This is a genomic window from Actinoallomurus rhizosphaericola (assembly GCF_024055675.1).
Classification (GTDB): Bacteria; Actinomycetota; Actinomycetes; order Streptosporangiales; family Streptosporangiaceae; genus Actinoallomurus; species Actinoallomurus soli.
Genome location: NZ_JAMXMW010000019.1, coordinates 142,653 through 160,828 on the forward strand (window position 1 = coordinate 142,653; position 18,176 = coordinate 160,828).

At 60.0% G+C, this 18,176-nt stretch carries 13 protein-coding genes; all 13 read left to right on the forward strand.

What is annotated here, in order from left to right; genetic code table 11:
- The first annotated feature begins 120 nt into the window (after positions 1–120).
- The 13 genes from NE234_RS34105 to NE234_RS46145 all read left to right on the forward strand — a co-directional run bounded on the left by NE234_RS34105 (position 121) and on the right by NE234_RS46145 (position 17,904).
- Positions 121–378 carry a hypothetical protein gene (locus NE234_RS34105; protein WP_252785018.1) on the forward strand — a complete coding sequence of 86 codons (258 nt, stop codon included), beginning with the start codon at positions 121–123 and terminating at the stop codon, positions 376–378.
- Positions 375–950 (forward strand): RNA polymerase sigma factor, encoded by a 576-nt coding sequence (locus tag NE234_RS34110; protein WP_252785019.1) that lies wholly within the window; start codon positions 375–377, stop codon positions 948–950. The genes NE234_RS34105 and NE234_RS34110 overlap by 4 nt, the downstream gene beginning before the upstream one ends.
- Entirely contained in the window at positions 950–2,155 is a 1,206-nt protein-coding gene (locus NE234_RS34115) for an HD-GYP domain-containing protein (RefSeq protein WP_252785020.1), read from the forward strand. Before NE234_RS34110 ends, NE234_RS34115 begins: the two co-directional genes overlap by 1 nt.
- Positions 2,156–2,588: 433 nt before the next feature.
- Complete coding sequence (locus NE234_RS34120) at positions 2,589–3,464, forward strand: IS5 family transposase (RefSeq protein WP_252785021.1); 876 nt, start codon at positions 2,589–2,591, stop codon at positions 3,462–3,464.
- Positions 3,465–3,671: 207 nt separating this feature from the next.
- Complete coding sequence (locus NE234_RS34125) at positions 3,672–4,763, forward strand: IS110 family RNA-guided transposase (protein ID WP_252785022.1); 1,092 nt, start codon at positions 3,672–3,674, stop codon at positions 4,761–4,763.
- Positions 4,764–4,916: 153 nt separating this feature from the next.
- On the forward strand, positions 4,917–6,074 hold the full coding sequence (locus tag NE234_RS34130; RefSeq protein ID WP_252785023.1) for an NF041680 family putative transposase: 1,158 nt from the start codon (positions 4,917–4,919) through the stop codon (positions 6,072–6,074).
- 1,292 nt (positions 6,075–7,366) lie between these two features.
- Positions 7,367–7,561 (forward strand): hypothetical protein, encoded by a 195-nt coding sequence (locus NE234_RS34135; protein ID WP_252785024.1) that lies wholly within the window; start codon positions 7,367–7,369, stop codon positions 7,559–7,561.
- Between the two features lie 80 nt (positions 7,562–7,641).
- Entirely contained in the window at positions 7,642–8,964 is a 1,323-nt protein-coding gene (locus NE234_RS34140; RefSeq protein WP_252785025.1) for a lanthionine synthetase C family protein, read from the forward strand.
- A gap of 302 nt (positions 8,965–9,266) precedes the next feature.
- Positions 9,267–12,314 (forward strand): lantibiotic dehydratase, encoded by a 3,048-nt coding sequence (locus tag NE234_RS34145; RefSeq protein ID WP_252785026.1) that lies wholly within the window; start codon positions 9,267–9,269, stop codon positions 12,312–12,314.
- Between the two features lie 66 nt (positions 12,315–12,380).
- Positions 12,381–13,310: a sulfotransferase domain-containing protein gene (locus NE234_RS34150; RefSeq protein ID WP_252785027.1), complete on the forward strand. Its 930-nt coding sequence runs from the start codon at positions 12,381–12,383 to the stop codon at positions 13,308–13,310.
- A gap of 74 nt (positions 13,311–13,384) precedes the next feature.
- Entirely contained in the window at positions 13,385–14,329 is a 945-nt protein-coding gene (locus NE234_RS34155; RefSeq protein WP_252785057.1) for an LLM class flavin-dependent oxidoreductase, read from the forward strand.
- 572 nt (positions 14,330–14,901) lie between these two features.
- The gene (locus NE234_RS34160; protein WP_252785028.1) at positions 14,902–16,683 is read left to right on the forward strand and encodes an ABC transporter ATP-binding protein; all 1,782 of its coding nucleotides are present in this window, start codon (positions 14,902–14,904) and stop codon (positions 16,681–16,683) included.
- Positions 16,684–17,001: 318 nt separating this feature from the next.
- Complete coding sequence (locus NE234_RS46145) at positions 17,002–17,904, forward strand: LLM class flavin-dependent oxidoreductase (protein ID WP_406567102.1); 903 nt, start codon at positions 17,002–17,004, stop codon at positions 17,902–17,904.
- The last annotated feature ends 272 nt before the right edge of the window (positions 17,905–18,176 follow it).

Sequence of the window (18,176 nt, forward strand, 5' to 3'; positions counted from 1 at the left end):
CGGGCCTGGCTGAGCGCATGGCTGTCTGCGGATTTGGTTTCTGATGGCGAGGTCCAACCTTTGGGGGCTGGAGAGCCTTTAGCGGGTGACAGATAGTCGACCGTGAGGGGGTAACCCCGCATGAGCGGTGATTCTCAGGTGATCAGCGTGTTCACCGCGCTCACTTGGCAGGGGATGGCGTTGCTTCGTCAGATCCTGCGTGCCCAGGCCGCGCTGGTACTGGAGCAGGCGAGGCAGGCGACCATTCGTTCAGCGCTCGCCTCGCTGCCTCCTGGCGCGGACTTCATCCATCACCCAGGCGATGGCGGCGGCTGGGAGATCCGCACTGCCGGCACCCATCGGCCGTGCTCGGGGACCGGCGCGGAGATGGTCCGGTGACGCCTGCACCCGAAGAGCGGGATGGATCATCGGGAACGGCGGTGCTGTCGGCGGGCCGTCCCTGGGACGGTCAGGTGACGAGTTTCTTCCTGGACAATCATCGTCAGCTGCGCTGCTACCTGATCGCTCAGGGATGCGCTCCGTGCGACAGCGACGACATCGTTCAAGACGCATTCTTGATCGTGCGGGAACGCTGGGAGACCGTCAGCGGGTATGCCAAGCCAAAGGCCTACCTGTACAAGGTCGCGCTACGCCTATGGCAGCGCCAAGCGGCCCGGCACGCGCTGCGCCGGTATCGCGGGGATCCCGAGCCACGGCTGGCGGGCGTGCCCGATCCTCGCGATACCGCGGCCACGGTCGAGTTGAACGACACGCTCATCCGATGGTTCCGCCAACTGCCCGTCCAGCAGCGCAAGGTCGCGGCTCTGCGGGTGATCGGCGGTCTGAGTGAAGTCGAGACCGCCAAGATCCTGGATCTGAGTCTGGGAACCGTGAAATCCCAGCTCAACGCAGCCCGCAAACGTTTGCGACAGCTCAAAGATCAAGACGACACGGTGGAGGGAGGGACATGATGGACCGCATCGACGAACTGGTTCATCGCATGACCACCGCAGCTGACCCTGCACAGGACAACGCGGCCCTAGACCGCTTCATCCAGGCAACCCATCGGCTCGACACCAGCCCAGAAGAGCGGCAGCGCATCCACGACCTCGCCGATCTCATCGACACCCAAGACGCCGCCTACGGCCAGGGCCTTTCCGCTCTGGAACACGGCGACAAGGCATTCGCCGAATCGCTTCTGATGTCGGCCGGCGCGGCCGGAATCGAGGAGGCCGCCGCACTGGTGACCGCTCTGCAAGACCTGCCGTCCGATGCGGTCCCACACGTGCTGCGTCAGCGAGCCGCCGACCTCACCAGCCAGCGGCTGATCCTCAACGCCACCAACCTGGGCGCAACCGCACACATGAACACTTCAACGTCACGACCGCCAGCGCAGCCGTCCACGCTCAAGGCAGAGACCACCTCCGGTAGGCGCTTGCCGCGTCTGCTCGGACGCCGTCGAGTCAAGAACGTCACGCTTGCTCAGGTCAGCGCTCTACTGCTCGATGTGATCGAGGTCAGGGACCCTTTCACACGCACGCACGGAGAGCGCGTGGCGGACCTGGCAGCGCTGGTCGCTGGGGAACTGGACATGCCGCGCACACGGGTGGAGGAGATCCGCTTCGCCGCCATGTTCCACGACATCGGCAAACTCAACATCCCGACCAGCATCCTGCGCAAGGCCCGAGCGTTGACCGAGGACGAATTCACCTGCATCAAACTTCATACCGCGCGCGGCCCGGAGATCGTTCAGGCGATCACAGAGGTCTTCGACGCGCCGATCGAAAAAGACACCCAACGGATCATCAACGCATCCGTCCAAGGGATCTTGCATCACCACGAGCGGTACGACGGCACCGGATACCCTCGTGGCCTCGCCGGCCAGCAGATCCCCGAGTACGCACGTGTGATCGCCGTCGCCGACATCTTCGACGCGATGACGACCAGCCGCTCCTATCGACCAGCGCTCCCGGTCGATCAAGCCCTTGAGCGCATTTGCTACGAAGCCGGCAAGTGCCTCGATCCCGACATGGTCGAAGCGCTGGTAATAGTGATCGAACGCTATGGCTGGTCACCACCCGAGCCCAGGCCACCCGCACCCGCAGGAGTGGTTGAACCCACCTGGCAGAGCCACGACGACCCAAGCCATCCACTACGCGTGGCAGGTCGCACGTGACCTCGTGAATCTGGATCCTTGGACGCCGGGTCGATCAATACATCAGCGCTCCGAGGGGAGTCGAGAGCGCCACCGAATCTAGGAGAGGAGCTTCGGTTGTCGCGCTCCTGATGAGGATGTCCTGTCTCTCTCGCAGTCGAATGCAGTCCCTTCCGAACGTGGACTGGCGAGGGAGACAGGGGCTCGAACCTACCTATCAAGTCCAAGCCCACTGCGAAGGATGTAACGCCGATCCAGCGGGTTAAGTGACGACGGACCCTGAAAGCACGGCCAGCGGCGACACGTTGAAGCGGCCCCACCTCAAGCCCTTTCCGGCTAGGGTCTGCCTCGAAGTGCGGCTTGTGTCCGGGATGACGGCGTGTCGTGATCGTTAAGGAGTGAGGCCTCCGGTAGTTGGTTCAGCGACCAAGCAGAACCCATAACCGGAGGCCTCGTGGCCACCCTAGCGGTGACGAGGCGGTTCGACCTGACCGATGCGCAATGGGCGCGGCTGGAACCCCTGCTGCCCGTGCCCACCAGGCCAGGCCGGCCGTCGAAGTGGACGAAACGCCAGCTCATCGACGGGATCCGCTGGCGGGTCCGTGTCGGGGCGCCCTGGCGGGATGTCCCGGAGTGTTACGGCTCCTGGCAAGCGGTCTATGGATTGTTCCGCCGCTGGCAGCGAGCCGGTGTCTGGCAACAGATCATCACCGGGCTCCAAGCACGAGCCGACGCGGCCGGTCTGATCACCTGGGATGTCAGCGTGGACTCCACGATCGCCCGGGCCCACCAGCACGCCGCCGGAGCCCGCACCCGCCCCGATGAACAGGCCGAGCCTCCAGGCGGCGGCCTGGCCGAAGAGCCGGCAGATCACGCGCTGGGCCGCTCACGCGGCGGGTTGACCACCAAGCTGCACCTGAGCTGCGAGCAGGGCCAAAAGCCGATGTCGATCGTGGTGACCGGCGGGCAACGCGGAGACAGCCCGCAGTTCATCCCGGTCCTGAGGGCGATCAGCGTGCCCCAGCTGGGCGCCGGCCGGCCCAGGACCAGGCCGGACCGGGTCCTGGCCGACAAGGCCTACACCTCCCGCGCCAACCGCGCTCACCTGCGCCGCCGCGACATCAAAGCCACCATCCGCAGCAAGGCCGACCAGGACGCCGCCCGGCGCCGCAAAGGATCCAAAGGCGGCCGGCCACCAGCCTTCGACCCGGTCATCTACCGGCAGCGTCACGCGGTCGAGTGCGGCATCAACCGGCTCAAACGCAACCGTGCCGTCGCCACCCGCTACGACTGTGAGGATGTTCGGGTGCCGCCTCGGGTGGTGGTCTGACCCGCGTTACGACTGGCCATGGTGCCTTGAGTTTGATCTGTCGGCCGCCACACCGGGGCGGTGCTTGCTGCCGCTGGACCGGGCTGGCGTGTCCCGATAGGGGCCTTGCCGCGAACAAGGCACCATCACAGTCCTGACCGCCTGCCCGGCCCGGCGTCGGCCAGCCCGCGTTCCCGAGCTGTCAGGAGACAGGCGACCTTGTCCAGCATGCACCAGACCGCTCAATGCGGTCACACCGACACCAGCGACGAGACCGTGGTGCTGGGAGTCGACACTCATAAAGACGCCCATGTCGCCGCCGTGATCACCGTTCAGGGCATGGCCTTGGGCAGCCGCAGCTTCCCCACCACCGCAGCCGGCTACCAGGACCTGCTGGCCTGGGCACGCGGCCTCGGCACGCTCAAACGCGCCGGTGTTGAGGGCACCAGTTCCTACGGCATCGCGCTGACACGTCACCTGCACGCCGCCGGCCTGCAGGTCATCGAGGTCAACCAGCCCGACAAAGCCCATCGGCGCCGGCGCGGCAAGACCGACGCGATCGACGCCGAAGCGGCCGCCCAAGCCGTCCTTTCCGGCCGCGCCGCCGCAGCCGCCAAGACCGGCGATGGCCACGTGGAGATGGTGCGTATGTTCAAGACGGCCAAAAGCTCGGCGGTCAAGTCCCGGGCACAGGCCATCAACCAGCTCAAGGCCGTCTTGGTGCGCGCCGACCCGGCGCTGCGCGAGTCACTGACCGGACTGAGCAACCCACGGCTCATCCGCCGATGCGCCGACCTCAGCCCGGCCGCACCCACCACCGCCAGCACCGCCGCCGACTACACACTGCGCACGTTGGCGCGGCGGATCCTCAACCTCACCGAGGAGATCAACGACCTCAACACCCAGATCACCGCCGCCATCACCGCCTTTTGCCCACAGCTGCTGGACTGCTACGGCGTCGGTCCCGACACAGCCGCAGCCCTCCTCATCGCCGCCGGAGACAACCCCCACCGACTCCGCAATCAGGCATCGTTCGCTGCCTTGTGCGGGGCCAGCCCGATCGAGGCATCCTCCGGCAAAACCCACCGCCACAGACTCAACCGCGGCGGCGACCGGCAAGCCAATTCCGCCCTCTACATGATCGTCATAGCCCGCCTGCGCTGGGACACACGCACCCGCGCCTACGTGGCCAAACGCCAGACCGAAGGCAAGACCCGCCGCGAAGCAATCCGCTGCCTCAAACGCTACGTCGCCCGCGAGATCTACCAGATCATCACCAGACCCGACCCCCAAGCCCGCACACAACAAGCCGTCGCTTGACATCCATAGGGGCATCAAACTCGCCGTCCGCTACGAGGCCACCATCCACATCACCGCCATCAACGAATGGCTCCACTCACTTCGAGACAGGCCCTAGCTTGATCTTTAACCCGTGGTCTCGGTGGGGTGACCCCGGTTGATCATGATGGAAGGGTGCACGATGCCGACGCTGTGCGTGCGCTCGGGGAGCTGTCACGGTTCCGGCGGGAGTTCTACCAGTGCCTGACCACCCGGGCGGATGCGTTGTTCGAGCTGGCCGATGCGATCTTGTGCGCGGACGGCCCGGTCGGCTCGCTGGTGGAGTTGTCGCTGGTCGGCGAGCATCGCCGTGGGTACGGGTCGCTGTATGGCGCACTGGCTCGCGGTGATGTGGACATCGCGCGGCTGGGTGCGGCGCTGGCGGCGGTGCCGCTACCACGGGCGGCCGATGGCCGGCTGGTGCTGGCCGTCGATGTCACCTGCTGGCTGCGCCCCGAAGCCCACACCTCACCACAGCGGATCTTGTGCCACACCTACGGGCGTGGCAAGGACCAGCATCTGATGATCCCGGGGTGGCCGTACTCGGTGGTCTGCGCGCTGGAAACTGGCCGCAGTTCCTGGACCGCGCCGCTGGACGCGCGGCGCCTGGAACCGGAGCAGGATGCCGCCACGGTGACGGCCGATCAACTACGCCAGGTCATCGAACGGCTGATCGCGGCGGGCCACTGGCGCCCCGGTGACCCCGACATCTGGGTGGTGGCCGACGCCGGCTACGACGGCCCGCGCCTGGCCTACCTCCTCCGGGACCTGCCCGTTCAGGTCTTGGCCCGGATGCGCTCTGACCGTGTCCTGCGACGCGCCGCCCCGCCCTGGGTACCGGGCACGAAGGGTCGGCCACCCCGGCACGGCGGCGAGTTCGTCTTCGGCGATCCCGCCACCTGGGGCACCCCAGATGTCACCACCGTCCACGACACCCGCCTCTACGGGCCGGCCACCGCCCGTTCCTGGGACCGGCTGCACCTCCGGTTGGCGCATCGTTCCGCGTGGGTCGCCCAGACCGGCACCCTGCCCGTCATCGACGGGACGGTGATCCGGCTGGACACCACCCGCCTGCCCAGCGGCGCGATCCCCAAGCCGGTGTGGCTGTGGTGGTCCGGCACCGACGCCACACCCACCGACATCGACCGGCTCTGGCAGGCGTTCTTGCGCCGCTTCGACATCGAGCACACCTTCCGCCTGCTCAAACAGACCCTCGGATGGGTCTGCCCGAAGATCCGCACCCCCCAGGCCGCCGACCGGTGGACCTGGCTGATCCTGGCCGCCTACACCTAGCTGCGCCTGGCCCGCCCCCTGGCCGCCGACCTACGCCGCCCCTGGGAACGACCAGCACCCCAACAGCGGCTCACCCCCGCCCGCGTCCGCCGCGGATTTCGGCACCTGCGCCCGCAACTGCCCTGCCCGGCCGGCGCACCGAAACCTTCCCGGCCCGGCCCAGGACGACCCGCAGGCCGCGCCAACACCCACCCGACCCCACGCCACGACGTGCACATCATCGGAAACGACACCAGACAGCGGCGCACCAAGAAATCCACGAACCCACGCCCACGCCGAACGGGTTAAAGATCAAGCTAGTGGAGAGGGGTGCTGAGCGTGGAGGACTGGGCGGAGATCCGCTGGCTGCATCGGTGCGAGGGATACCGATCCGGGCGATCGCCCGGAAGATGGGCGTCGGTGGAACACGGTACGGCGCTGGCGGCGCAGGATCCGCCGAAGTACGTTCGCAAGCCCAAAGGCTCAATCGTGGATGCGGTCGAGCCGCAGGTCTGGCAGCTGACATGCCGACCACCGCGATCGCCGAACGGATCGGCTGGCAGCGGGGCCTGACTGTGCTCAAAGACCGGTCCGAGAGCTGCGGCCGTTGTACCAGCCGCCCGATCTCGCTTCACACACAAGCTATTAGCCGGGCGAACTAGCCCAGTGGAACCTGTGGTTCCCGCCCGTGGATGTGCCGTTGGGTTTCTGGCGAACTGGCCGCCCGCCGGTGCTGGTGACGGGATACTCACGCTGGATCAGCACCCGGGTGATCCCCACCCGGCAAGGCCCGGACCTTTTAGCAGGGTACTGGGTGCTGCGACGCCAGCCCTGCTAAACGGAGACCCACGTCAGACCCGGTAGCCGGATTCTGGCCACCCACAGGCTTCCTGAGAACACGGGCATGCCTTAGGCCAGCGCAGCAAAAGGTTCTGAGGTCTTTCGGTCAGAACCAAAACGCAAGCTGGGTCATCCGTTACTAGGGCAAGTTGACTCTCTTGACAAGAATGATCAACCGAAGATAGGTTCACAACGTTCTGACCTAGATGTCGGTTTTGTCGGTCATGGGGAATCGCGCACCGCCAAAAGTCGACTTGGCACTGCGGGGGAAGCTCCGATGCGACGAGTACTTGATTGCCCGCCTAGCCGGTGTCTATGAAAATTGGTGTTCGGCTCTCATATGAACCCACTAACTTGAATCTCAAATCGCATTGCCGGACCTGTGAAAAATCCGTGCGTATACGAGGTCCACCTTCGACAAAATCGTCGACGCAGTCTCCCGAATCAATCGTGTACCACACCAAGGAGAAGTGATGGCCTCGACGCAGGTTCTCTCACCGGAAGATCTTGTCGACCTGGACGGCATTGATCTGGACATCAGGATCGAGGTAGCGCCGGCCATCCAGGGCGGCCCTGCGATCTACACCAACTACGTGACCTGCCACCAGTCCTGCACCTGCACCAGTTCCGTAAGCTCGCCGACCCTCTCTGGGAACGGCTGCTGCTAAGGGAGTCGACGGCATTCTGACGGCCGCAATGCGGCCGTCAGAATGCCCGCGACCTAGGTGATCGTACAAAGGCACACTCTTTGAAATCTTGGCAAGTATTCCTCGGTTCGGACCTCCAGCATAAAGCCCAAAGGGTTGCGAAAGATGTCGCGGAAAGGCTAGCCGATCCTAAGGTGATCGAGGCGGCTTTGGAATCAGCCGAAGCACCTCCGCTGTGGAAGCCTCAAGCCCTGGCATGTGGCTATGCCAGCCTCGTCATCGCATTCGAGCAAATGCATAGATGCTTTCCGCATGAAGGTTGGGATGGTTTCGCGAAGGGCTATCTTAAGGCGGCGGCCAACGCTACCAGGGAAAAGGCTATCGCTGACCCCGGACTGCATGAAGGCATCGCTGGCATGATCCTCGCCACGTCTTATGTGTCGGCCTCAGATCACCGCTATCAGAGAATCGTGAACTCCCTTCTTCGTCAGCTCGCGACACGAATAAAGTTGACTCAATGGGAGCGGAGCGAGCCGGGAGTCAGCTTTTACGAGTACGACGTAATCAATGGCGCTTCAGGGATCATCGGCCTCTTGAATTTCGGTGATACGGCCGTCGAAGAGGCTAGTTGGGCTAGTGATCGACTGACGAGTTATCTTTTGAACCTCATTGATGGACCAAAGCTGAGCGGTGTATACCCATGGCATATTCCACAACGGTTGTTGCCGCAGATTCATGTCTATCGTGAGCAGTATCCTGGCGGTTATTATGACCTCGGCGTAGCGCATGGGATGGCTGGGGTAATCTCCGCAGTCGCACTCGCGTTCGCTCCTGAACAGCTTGCGACCGGGATAACGCAGCCGCTTATGAAGCTATGTGACTGGCTATTGGCTCAAGCAGAGTTCGATGAGTTTGGCCCAAACTGGCCGCGCGGCGTTCACCTGAACAGCGCCGCGGATCAGCCGGCAACGGGAATGTCAGCGCTGGCACCAACGACGTGGTGTTACGGAGCTCCAGGCATCGCACGATCTCTATGGCTAGCAGGCGTTGCGCTTAGGAATCAGGAGCTCGAGGAAACCTCTCGTACGATCTTCGCCGCAGCCTTGCGCCGCTCCCAGGCGGACGGTCATCGTCAGTTGACCGCTGGGCTCTGTCATGGACTCGCAGGGCTCATAACCATTGCCTGTCGCTTCGCGCAAGACGGAGAAAACGCGGCAAATCTTGAGTCTATCGAAGAGCTAGTCGAACGTCTGCTTGAGCGTAACCATCCAGACGCCCCGTTTGGCTTCCGTGACGATCTGGGTGCCGAAGGAGTCTTTGACGACCCTGGCCTGCTCAATGGAGCAGCCGGCGTCCTTCTTGCTCTCCTCGCAGCTTCAGCGCCGGTAGAGCCACGATGGGACCGCATACTAATGCTGAATTGAACATCGAACACAGAGCCGCCGTAATGCGGGCGTGCGGCCACGGTGAAAGCTTTCGGTTTACGATCAAACAGCCTGAAGGAGACTTCATGACGGGAAACGCACGGGACGCAGCCGGGCCAGACCGCGGACTACGCTATAAGCCCGCTGGATTCTTCATGCTACGGGCTCCGATTCTGCCTGCTGACACGTTTCACGCGCTTTATCCTGACTCGCCGCCAGAATCGACCGGCGCTGACGGGAACCGCGATTGCGCCCTCCGAGCCAGTAGACAGCGTGTGCGACACTTCGCAGATCAGCAAGACGTGCGGCTCGCTTTGATGGCAGCAAGCGCTGACCTGGGCGACGCGCTTAGCGTCGGATTCGGTGGCACCAGTCGGCGAGACGAAAAGCTGGCAAGCGGTATAGCGCGTTATTTGGTTCGAATGTCCACCCGATCCACTCCATTCGGACTCTTTTCGGGTATAGCGTTCGGAAATTTCGATACGAAAACTACGGCACGCTTGGGGAAGTCTGCACTTTCGCGTTTCGTTACGCGAACCGATATCGCATGGCACTACGCCGCAGCGCGACGCCTGGAACAAGATAAGGACGCCAGACTAGAACTAAATGTAATAGCTCATCCTGCTATTTATGAGTGCGCCGGCAGGTTCATCCTTAGCGACAACGGTGCAGGTAATGACGAAGATTACAAGACAATAACTGCACGAAGTATGCCGCTCCTGGCCGTAATCTTCAACCTATCAAAAATTCCTATCCGAAAATCGTCTCTTGTGGCTGCCGTAGCTGAAAGATTCCCCAAAATTGCGATAGACAAGATAAGGGTTGTGACAGAACAGCTACAGGACCTGGGATTTCTTATAAGCGATCTAAGGCCGCCCACTATGGAGTCGAATCTGGATGCCCGTCTCATTGATCGACTGACGAAATCGCCGCCGTTGGAGGCGTTCGAAGCTAGCGTGCGACGCGTTGCATCACTCGCTGATGAAATAGATCACATGGGTATCAGTTGCCCACTAGAAACGATCCGTGAATTCCGCGCTGCAAAAGAGGTGGCCACAGGTGATACTCGAACGAAAACTTCGTGGGATGTCGACGCTATCCTTTCTGCTGAGACGCCAACGCTGAGCGATCAAATCGGAACTGCTGGAGCAATCACAGCCGATTTGCTTTTGCGTACATCGGGACGGGGCAACCACCTGGCCCACATCTCTCGGTATCACAGTGAATTCATAGAGCACTTCGGAACCTACGCAGAAGTTCCACTCCTGGAACTGCTGAGCCACCAGTATGGTCTCGGCGCTCCAGACACTTACCTCCAGCCACCTCGGTTCAACCTAATCCAGGAGCTGCCCACACCCTTGCGGCAAAGCAAGCGCGACGCGGTCCTATACCGACTGATCACCCGGTCTATTTCGAACGGTTTCCAACCCGTAGAGCTATCGGATGCAGACGTAGCGTCATTGGAAGAAAGTCTAGAACCTGATGCTTCGTCGGTCGACCAACTCCACCCCGTAGACCTATATCTTGAAGTCCTCAGCGCATCACCGGAGCACATTGATAGGGGCGACTTCAAAGTATCCGTCGGGCCGGCGGCTGCACGTGCTAAAGGCGGACGAACCTTCGGCAGGTTCCACGATCTGTTCACTAAGGAGCAGCAAGATCAGCTGCAGAAGCTTCTAGGCGCGGAAGAGGACGTTTACCCTGACGGCCTCTTCGCTGAGGTTAGTTACCTAGCGAAGACACCCAGGGCAGCCAACGTGGCACGAAGGCCGAAATCCAGGCGTTATGAAATTCTGTTTAACACCGCGCCATCGCTTCCACTAGATCGCGTCATATATCCATCCGACCTTCTTATTGGTGCGAGTCCGACAGATTTTTATATCAGGTCCCGCAAGCTTGGCAAAGAGATCATCGCGACGCAGAGTCATTTGCTAAGCCCCATACAAGCACCAAATCCAGCGCGCTTCCTTCTTGAAGTTTCCAGCTTGAAGGCAGCCGCCCCGAACATCTTTTCCTGGGGCACTTTCGAAAGCATGCCGTACCTTCCTCGCATCCAGCGTGGGAACATAATTCTGTGTGCGGCTCAGTGGCGGCTGTCTGCAGAAGACCTCAAGCTAGATGTTAAGGATTGGCAGAACCACTTCGTCCGCGCGGTTAGTGCATGGCGGAAACGTTCAGGAGCTCCGCGGTACGTCTATATCGTCGAAGCCGACAATCGACTTCTGATTGATTTGGAACATCCAGCGAGCTTGGTGACTTTGCAACGTGAGCTACAAAAAATACCTGCCGGCCACGGCCAACATCAAACGGCAATCCTTCACGAAGCGTTCGTAGGCGAAAGCTCCTTGTGGTTGCATGACGAAAGTAAACGGGCCTATTTCTCCGAAGTGGTGGTGCCTCTCTTGCCATCGGGTTCGGAACCGTCTCGAGGCTCAGAATCTCATATCCTGCCCGGTCGGCGCCGTGACTCCTTTCCGGTGCCCCGGGATGTCAGGTGTGCCCTGCCGGGGGGAACGTGGAACTATGCAAAGCTTTATGCAGAACCGAGTCAACATGATTCGCTCATCAGCGGACCGATTGCGGATCTGAATGAAGAGTTGCGTTCGGTCGACAAGTTGGATCAATGGTTCTTCATTAGATATGCCGACCCGCTTCCCCATATCCGCTTGCGTTTCAAATCACCGACGACAGAAGATGCGCAACAGGTACTTCTTCGCATGCTCAAGTGGGCTACAGGGTTGGTGGGCAGTAGCCTCATCAAAGATTTTTCGATTGCCACCTACGTTCGGGAGATCGAGCGCTACGGCGGCGTGGAGTCGATGGGGGAAATTGAAACCGTCTTTGGTGCTGATAGCTCCTATTCGTGCAAGCTTCTACGGGCACTATCAAGCGGAGCGGTAACGCTCGATGTAGATGCTCTAATGGCCTTTAGTATTGACCGCATCTACACCGCTTGGGGTTTTTCGCTAGATGAGCGTTTCGAAGCTGCGAAAAAGTTCGCAGGAAAAACGGACTTCATAGAGGAATTTAGACCAGTACGGCAAGTGGTAAGCTCCCTGATTAGCCCGTGGCAATACGGCCGGAGCGCATTTCCTGAGGCCGAGCGGTCTCTCTTGGTCGACATTGGCCGCCATCGCGAGGAGGTGATGTCCAGCGTAGCCGGCAGGATCACCAGCCTGGAGGAATCACGCGCACTTACGGTCCCGCAGAGCTCACTATTGGCAAGCCTTGGACATATGCACGTTAACCGAGTCCTTGGTATTGACCGAGACCGCGAGCGTAAGATCCTCGCTTTTTGGCGGCATGCTCTACAAATGATTAAGCTAAGGCCGACCGTCAAAACAGAGTAGGTTGAAAGCTCAATGCCTCAGTGCCGTGTGCTACTTGTATCACCACCGAAATCGGGAACGCACCTCGTGCAAGAGTTGATGGTCGCACTCGGGTTTCGCGTCTGCGGCGACGTCGTCCCATCATCGGCAGGCCGACCTAGCTTCTCGATCAGAGAGCGTCTAGCCATCGCCAAAGACGTATTGGGGGAAGAAGTGGCGCCTGACCTGACATCCGAACAGGTGCGTGAAGAGTTCCTGGCAAGGACTGATGCGGCTTGGCACCAGCTCTTTAAGATCTGGCAGTACCGCCTCGCGTCCAGTCATCTATCAATGGCCGAGATTGCCCAGCCGTCGATGGGGTTTCCTTTCGACGTCCGACCCGAGCTATGGTCCGCTCCTTTCTCTAAGACGCCTACCGGACTGTGTTGGACGTTCCATGCAATCGACGTATGGCGCACAGATAGAATGTTGCTCGCAGAATGGGACGCGGGCGGCGACCCTAGGTGGATCTTCAATATAAGAGATCCCCGGGATATTCTTTTGTCGATGGTGGAGTTCCTCGGTGCGGTCGATCGGTACAATGTGATCCGGTTTCCAGAAACGCAGATGTTCGCACCTATTTTCCGTCGGCTGAGTGTACATCAGGGAATCGATTACGCCCTGTCGGATCCGCGTGTGCCATTCGGTAGCTACCTCGAACAGAGCGTAACGCTTTATAACCACCCAAAAGTTCTCAGTGTGCGCTTCGAGGATCTTGTAGGGCCCGAAGGCGGTGGATCGGCAGAGAGACAGTTGGCTGCGGTGTCGTCCGTAATCTCCTTCCTGGATTTGGAATGTGAGTCCATCGAGCAAGTGACGAGCCGAATCTTCAATCGCCGATCGTTTACTTTCAATAAAGGTCGGATAGGTCGATGGAGGGAAGTCTTTACGTCTTCCCAAGTTGAAACGTTCAATAAGCGGTTCGGGTATCTTCTGGAGGCTTTCGAATACGATGGGTCGGATGCATGTGATGGCTAGGCCTGCTCGCAGATGCTTCTAGGCGCATAAGAGATGACGAGGGTGATCAGATGAAGCGTGAGGTGTCCGTGCTGATGCCGTTTTCTCCTGCGCATCCACGGGATGCAACTGTTTTCGCGAGCCAGGTATCGAAAGCAGGTGTACGTCGACTCTGGCTGGGTGAGTCGATTGTGCTAGATCCTTTTCAGGCGCTCAGTTACGCTGCAGCGGCGTCCATCGATATTTCTTTCGGGATAGGGGTAGCGCTGACCCCGCTTCGAACGCCGCTTGCGGCCGCTATGCAAGCAAGGACTCTCGCTATAGCCTCCCAAAAAGAGGTCATGGTTGGGTTTGGTCCCGGATCGCCAGGCTTTCAAGATGCTGTTCTTGGCAGCCCCTATCGTCGGCCGCGAGCCGTCACGTCAACTTACGTCGACGCGGTTCGAGAAGTTCTAACCGGAGAGCCGTCAACGGCCTGGCATCCAACTGGCCTAAGAGCCAGGATGCACTTGCCTGATCTTCCGACCCCAAGCATCCGGCTCGGTATGGGTGTCCTCCGTCCGCCGATGGCGCATTCAGCAGGCTCGGCAGCGGATGTAGCGATAACATGGCTCGCGCCAGCGGAATATCTCAGGCGCGAAATAGTTCCAGTTGTTAATGCAGGAGCGGCCGAGTCGCATCGAGCTATCCCACGAAAGATCGCGATAGTTCCGACTGCGCTTCGCCGGTCCGGTGTAAGCGGCACTGACGTTGTAATGGGAAGTTGTGGTCGACACCTAGCCCTGGAGCATTATGCGAGTATGTTGCGACTTGCCGACATCAAGACGGATCCGAGCAGTCCAGAGGCGAGTGCGCGTGCGCTAATCGCCGGCGGCGCGTTCATTTACGGTTCGCCGGATGAGGTGGCTCACAAGATATCTAGCTATTTCGAAGCAGGTATCGACGAAGTTGTGCTTAACTTGACTGGCGTATGCGTTACGTCCGGCTATCGTTCGGTGCTACAGGATCTAACATCCATTCTTGATGCACTGAAATGCTGACGCTGACGTTCTTGACTCACCTGCTTTAGGTTTGGGCCATGCCTAGGGTTGTGTCGAGCGATATTTCGTATTGTTCTGTCCGGCATTGGAAGGTTGGACCGAACTCGGTTGACGCATTGCCTGGGCGTATGCGGCGACAAACTGCAGTCAAGGAGTTCCCATTGATATTCGATGGCCTGGCAGGCCCCTAGGACTTGCTGACGCTTGGCAAAAGGATGGGCCCGGTGGGGTAGCAGTGGGACATCGCAAGGATCTTTCAGTCCTTCAGTCGCATGTTCGCTCGCATGTGGGTTGGTTGTTTTCGGGATTCGGGCTTGCGACAGCTCTTGCATCACCGCAACAGACAACGACGATTCAGCCGGCCACCGGCCATCACCGGGGGTGCCAGATCCGACTAGCCGCCCATTTGCCGTTCCATCGCCCGGAGGCTGTACTCAGCCCCTGCCGGTCTCTTGTTTAGACGCCGACTCAATCGGATGGGAGAGCCTGTCATGAGCGCTACTGCCCGCGGATCGGCGCTGGGACCAGGCCGCCAGCAGCGCAGAACAGTTGGCCGACCCAATGTCTACAGGATGCGGCGCATCGCTTCCTATGCCCGCAGTTATAGTTTTGATCTCCTTCTGCTCCTCGCGCTAAATGTGATCGCTGCGGTCACCACTGTAACTAGCCCGCTACTGCTCAAGTCGATCGTCGATCGAGGCATTGTGCCGCAGCGCGGGAGGGTTATTATTTGGCTGGCAGCCCTCACGACCGCCGTTGCGGTTGCAGACGCATTGATCGGCCTAGCCCAGCAGTGGTACTCCGGGCGGCTCGGCGAAGGCCTTGTTTATGATCTGCGTACCAAGGCATTCGACCACATCTTGCATATGCCAGTAGGGTTCTTCGCACATGCCCAGACTGGGGCGCTGGTCAGCCGACTCAACGATGATGTAGTCGGGGCACAGCGAGCGCTGACCACCGTTTTGTCGTCAGTAGGGGCGAACATCATCAGTTTGGCGCTTCTACTAACCACGATGTTCGCGCTGTCTCCGTCGGTTGCCCTGGCGGCTGGTGCGCTGCTCCCCATTTTTATCTTTGTCTCGAAATGTATGAGCCGTCGGCTCCAGAACGTGAATCGCAAGCAGATGGAACTGGACGCGGAGATCGGCTCGTTGATGACCGAGCGCTTCAACGTGGCAGGCGCAATGCTCGCAAAGCTTTATGGACGTCCGGAAGACGAATCGTCGGCCTTCGCCCAGCGAGCGCAACAGATTCGCGATATAGGGGTCATTCCGGCAGTCTACACTGGAGTTTTGTTTGGATCGGTCACAGTGGTCGCGACCTTGTCCGTGGCGGCCGTATACGGATTCGGGGGGGTCCTAGTGGTGAACGGCAAGTTCCAACTCGGCAGCCTGATCGCCCTGACCGTGTTGCTCGCTCGGACGTACGGCCCGTTGACGGCGCTGTCGAACGCGCATGTCGCTGTGATCACCGCGCTTACCAGCTTCGACCGTATCTTCGAGGTGCTCGACCTCAAACCTCTCATCGACGAGAAGCCGGATCCGCTGCCGCTGTCTGTCACGAGCGAGACGGCGGATATAGAGTTCGATGAGGTTGTTTTTCGATACCCAGCGGCCGAGGATATATCGCTAGCTTCGCTAGGGTCAGTGTCTGCAATTGAAGTGTCGCCGAGCCGCAAAGTGTTGGATGGCGTCAGCTTCAAGGTTCCGCCGGGAACCATGACTGCATTGGTGGGGTCGTCTGGAGCGGGAAAAACGACAATTACCTACCTGGTGTCGCGCCTGTATGACGTGACCGATGGATATGTACGGATCGGTGGGTGTGACGTACGGGACCTGAGCCTCGAATCTCTGCATGGAGCCATCGGCGTTGTTACACAGGATGCTCACTTGTTCCATGACACGCTTCGCGCAAACCTTATTTACGCGCGACCCGGCGCGACCGATCAGGAACTACTCGTCGCCATGCAGGCCGCACAGATCGGGCATCTGGTTGATCGCATGCCCGACGGTCTGGACACCGTCGTCGGCGACCGCGGCTACCGACTCTCCGGGGGTGAAAAACAGCGACTTGCGATCGCCCGGATGTTGTTGAAGGCGCCCTCAGTGGCTATTCTTGACGAGGCCACTGCACAGCTCGATTCCGAGTCAGAGGCAGCTGTACAGCGGGCCCTACATACGGCTCTGGCAGGCCGTACATCATTGGTGATCGCACATCGGCTGTCGACGATCCGGGCGGCCCACCAGATTCTAGTCATAGACGACGGACGAATCGTAGAACACGGTCAGCATGAGGAGCTTATAAGTGCAGGAGGTCTGTACAGCGAACTGTATCACCGACAATTCGGCGAGTAGTCCCTTGTTTGGTCATATAAAAGGCAGGCAGATCGACATTGCTAAGGACATAAAGCTGTTCTTCCTGACAATCAAAACAGGCCCGATGAACAGGCAGCTGGTCGCAGGTCCCAATGGCCCGATCGTGTAGGTGTTTGGCTCTCTCTGCCGGCGCCGTACACAGTCTGAAGGCCGCCCGGAGAATTATGCGCGCCTGTGATCGTACTCGTCTGATCGCCTCGCCGGACGAGGAGGTACCTCGGCCTAGGACCGCGCATGACACCCTTAGGGCTGCTAATATTGACCGACGGATGTATGTTATTCAGTCTCGAGTGTTGGATGGTATGTGTGCTCGATGGAAAAGCTGCGCAAAGGTCGATCGGGCTGATCGAATCTCTTTCTCTACCTGGCGATACCGATATCACGAAAAAGAGAGATTCGACTTTCGAGTGTGCACTCGAAGCCGATCGCCTTGGATACAAGAGGCTTTGGCTGCCGGAACACCATGGTCCTGGTAGCTCCTGTGCGAGTCCTGTGCTCATGTCTGCAGTGATAGGGAGCCATACGAGAAACATCCGTGTTGGTACGGCGGCGACTCTGCTAAGGATACGAGATCCCTACCTTACTCTTGTCGACTTTATGCACGCGGCATATGTATGCAAAGGAAGATTCGACATAGGGCTCGGCAGGGGTGATGTTGGCGGTCTTGCCGCGAAGTTCATTCAAGACTTTCGAAAAGATGACGAGCAACTCACCTCTGCGATCGAACATTTCACTATCCTGCTGGGGAGTTCGTCGGGAGTGACCGAAGAGGCGCCGTATGGCAGTGAGAAGTGGCTTCACGGCACAGGGGTCCGATCGGCTGAACTGGCTGCACGTCTAGGCTTCAATTATTGTCACGGTCTATTCCTAAACGAAGATGTAGATGCCTGCGCTAAGGTTTTGGCTGATTATGCCTCTGCCGGGTCAAATGGGCAAACCGCTGTGGCTGTCGCTTTTCTCGTCGACCCTGATTCGCAAGATTCGGTTCGCGCTAGAAATGCGAAGTTTTTCAAGCTCAGTCATGTCGGGTCTGTAGGCGAGTGTGCACGGGTTGCTGCTCGAGCGCTTCGCGCGACGGGAGCTAGCGAGTTGGTCCTTGCTGAAATGAGTAGCGATCCCACTCGTCATCTGATTGCCGTTAGAGATCTGTATCATGCAATATCGGAGGAGCTGGAGAGTGGGCGGTCTATTGGCCGATAATTTGGTCGTTATGCTCGCGGGCAGGGGGGCATCGGTGCCGCACAGGTCGGCTTCGGCCGGCCGCCAATTCCAGGTATCCCTGTATTGCCTCGCGTAAGATATGGGCCAAGGTGACGTCAGCGCTATCGATTAGGGCAACGGGGATGTCGAGACCGAGCGGTAGCGGCTCGCGGTGAGGCATGAGATTGACCTGGAACGAGCCCCCAGGCACCGCTTCCCTGGCAGGTAAGGGCTGAGGGGGTCACCGTAGCGGCCAGACCTTCGACAGCGCG

Bases quoted from the DNA above. Each gene is read 5' to 3' on its own strand.
- NE234_RS34105 (WP_252785018.1), top strand. From the start codon at position 121: ATGAGCGGTGATTCTCAGGTGATCAGCGTGTTCACCGCGCTCACTTGG.
- NE234_RS34115 (WP_252785020.1), top strand. From the start codon at position 950: ATGGACCGCATCGACGAACTGGTTCATCGCATGACCACCGCAGCTGAC.
- NE234_RS34125 (WP_252785022.1), top strand. From the start codon at position 3,672: ATGCACCAGACCGCTCAATGCGGTCACACCGACACCAGCGACGAGACC.
- NE234_RS34135 (WP_252785024.1), top strand. From the start codon at position 7,367: ATGGCCTCGACGCAGGTTCTCTCACCGGAAGATCTTGTCGACCTGGAC.
- NE234_RS34155 (WP_252785057.1), top strand. From the start codon at position 13,385: ATGCCGTTTTCTCCTGCGCATCCACGGGATGCAACTGTTTTCGCGAGC.
- NE234_RS34160 (WP_252785028.1), top strand. From the start codon at position 14,902: ATGCGGCGCATCGCTTCCTATGCCCGCAGTTATAGTTTTGATCTCCTT.
- NE234_RS46145 (WP_406567102.1), top strand. From the start codon at position 17,002: ATGGTATGTGTGCTCGATGGAAAAGCTGCGCAAAGGTCGATCGGGCTG.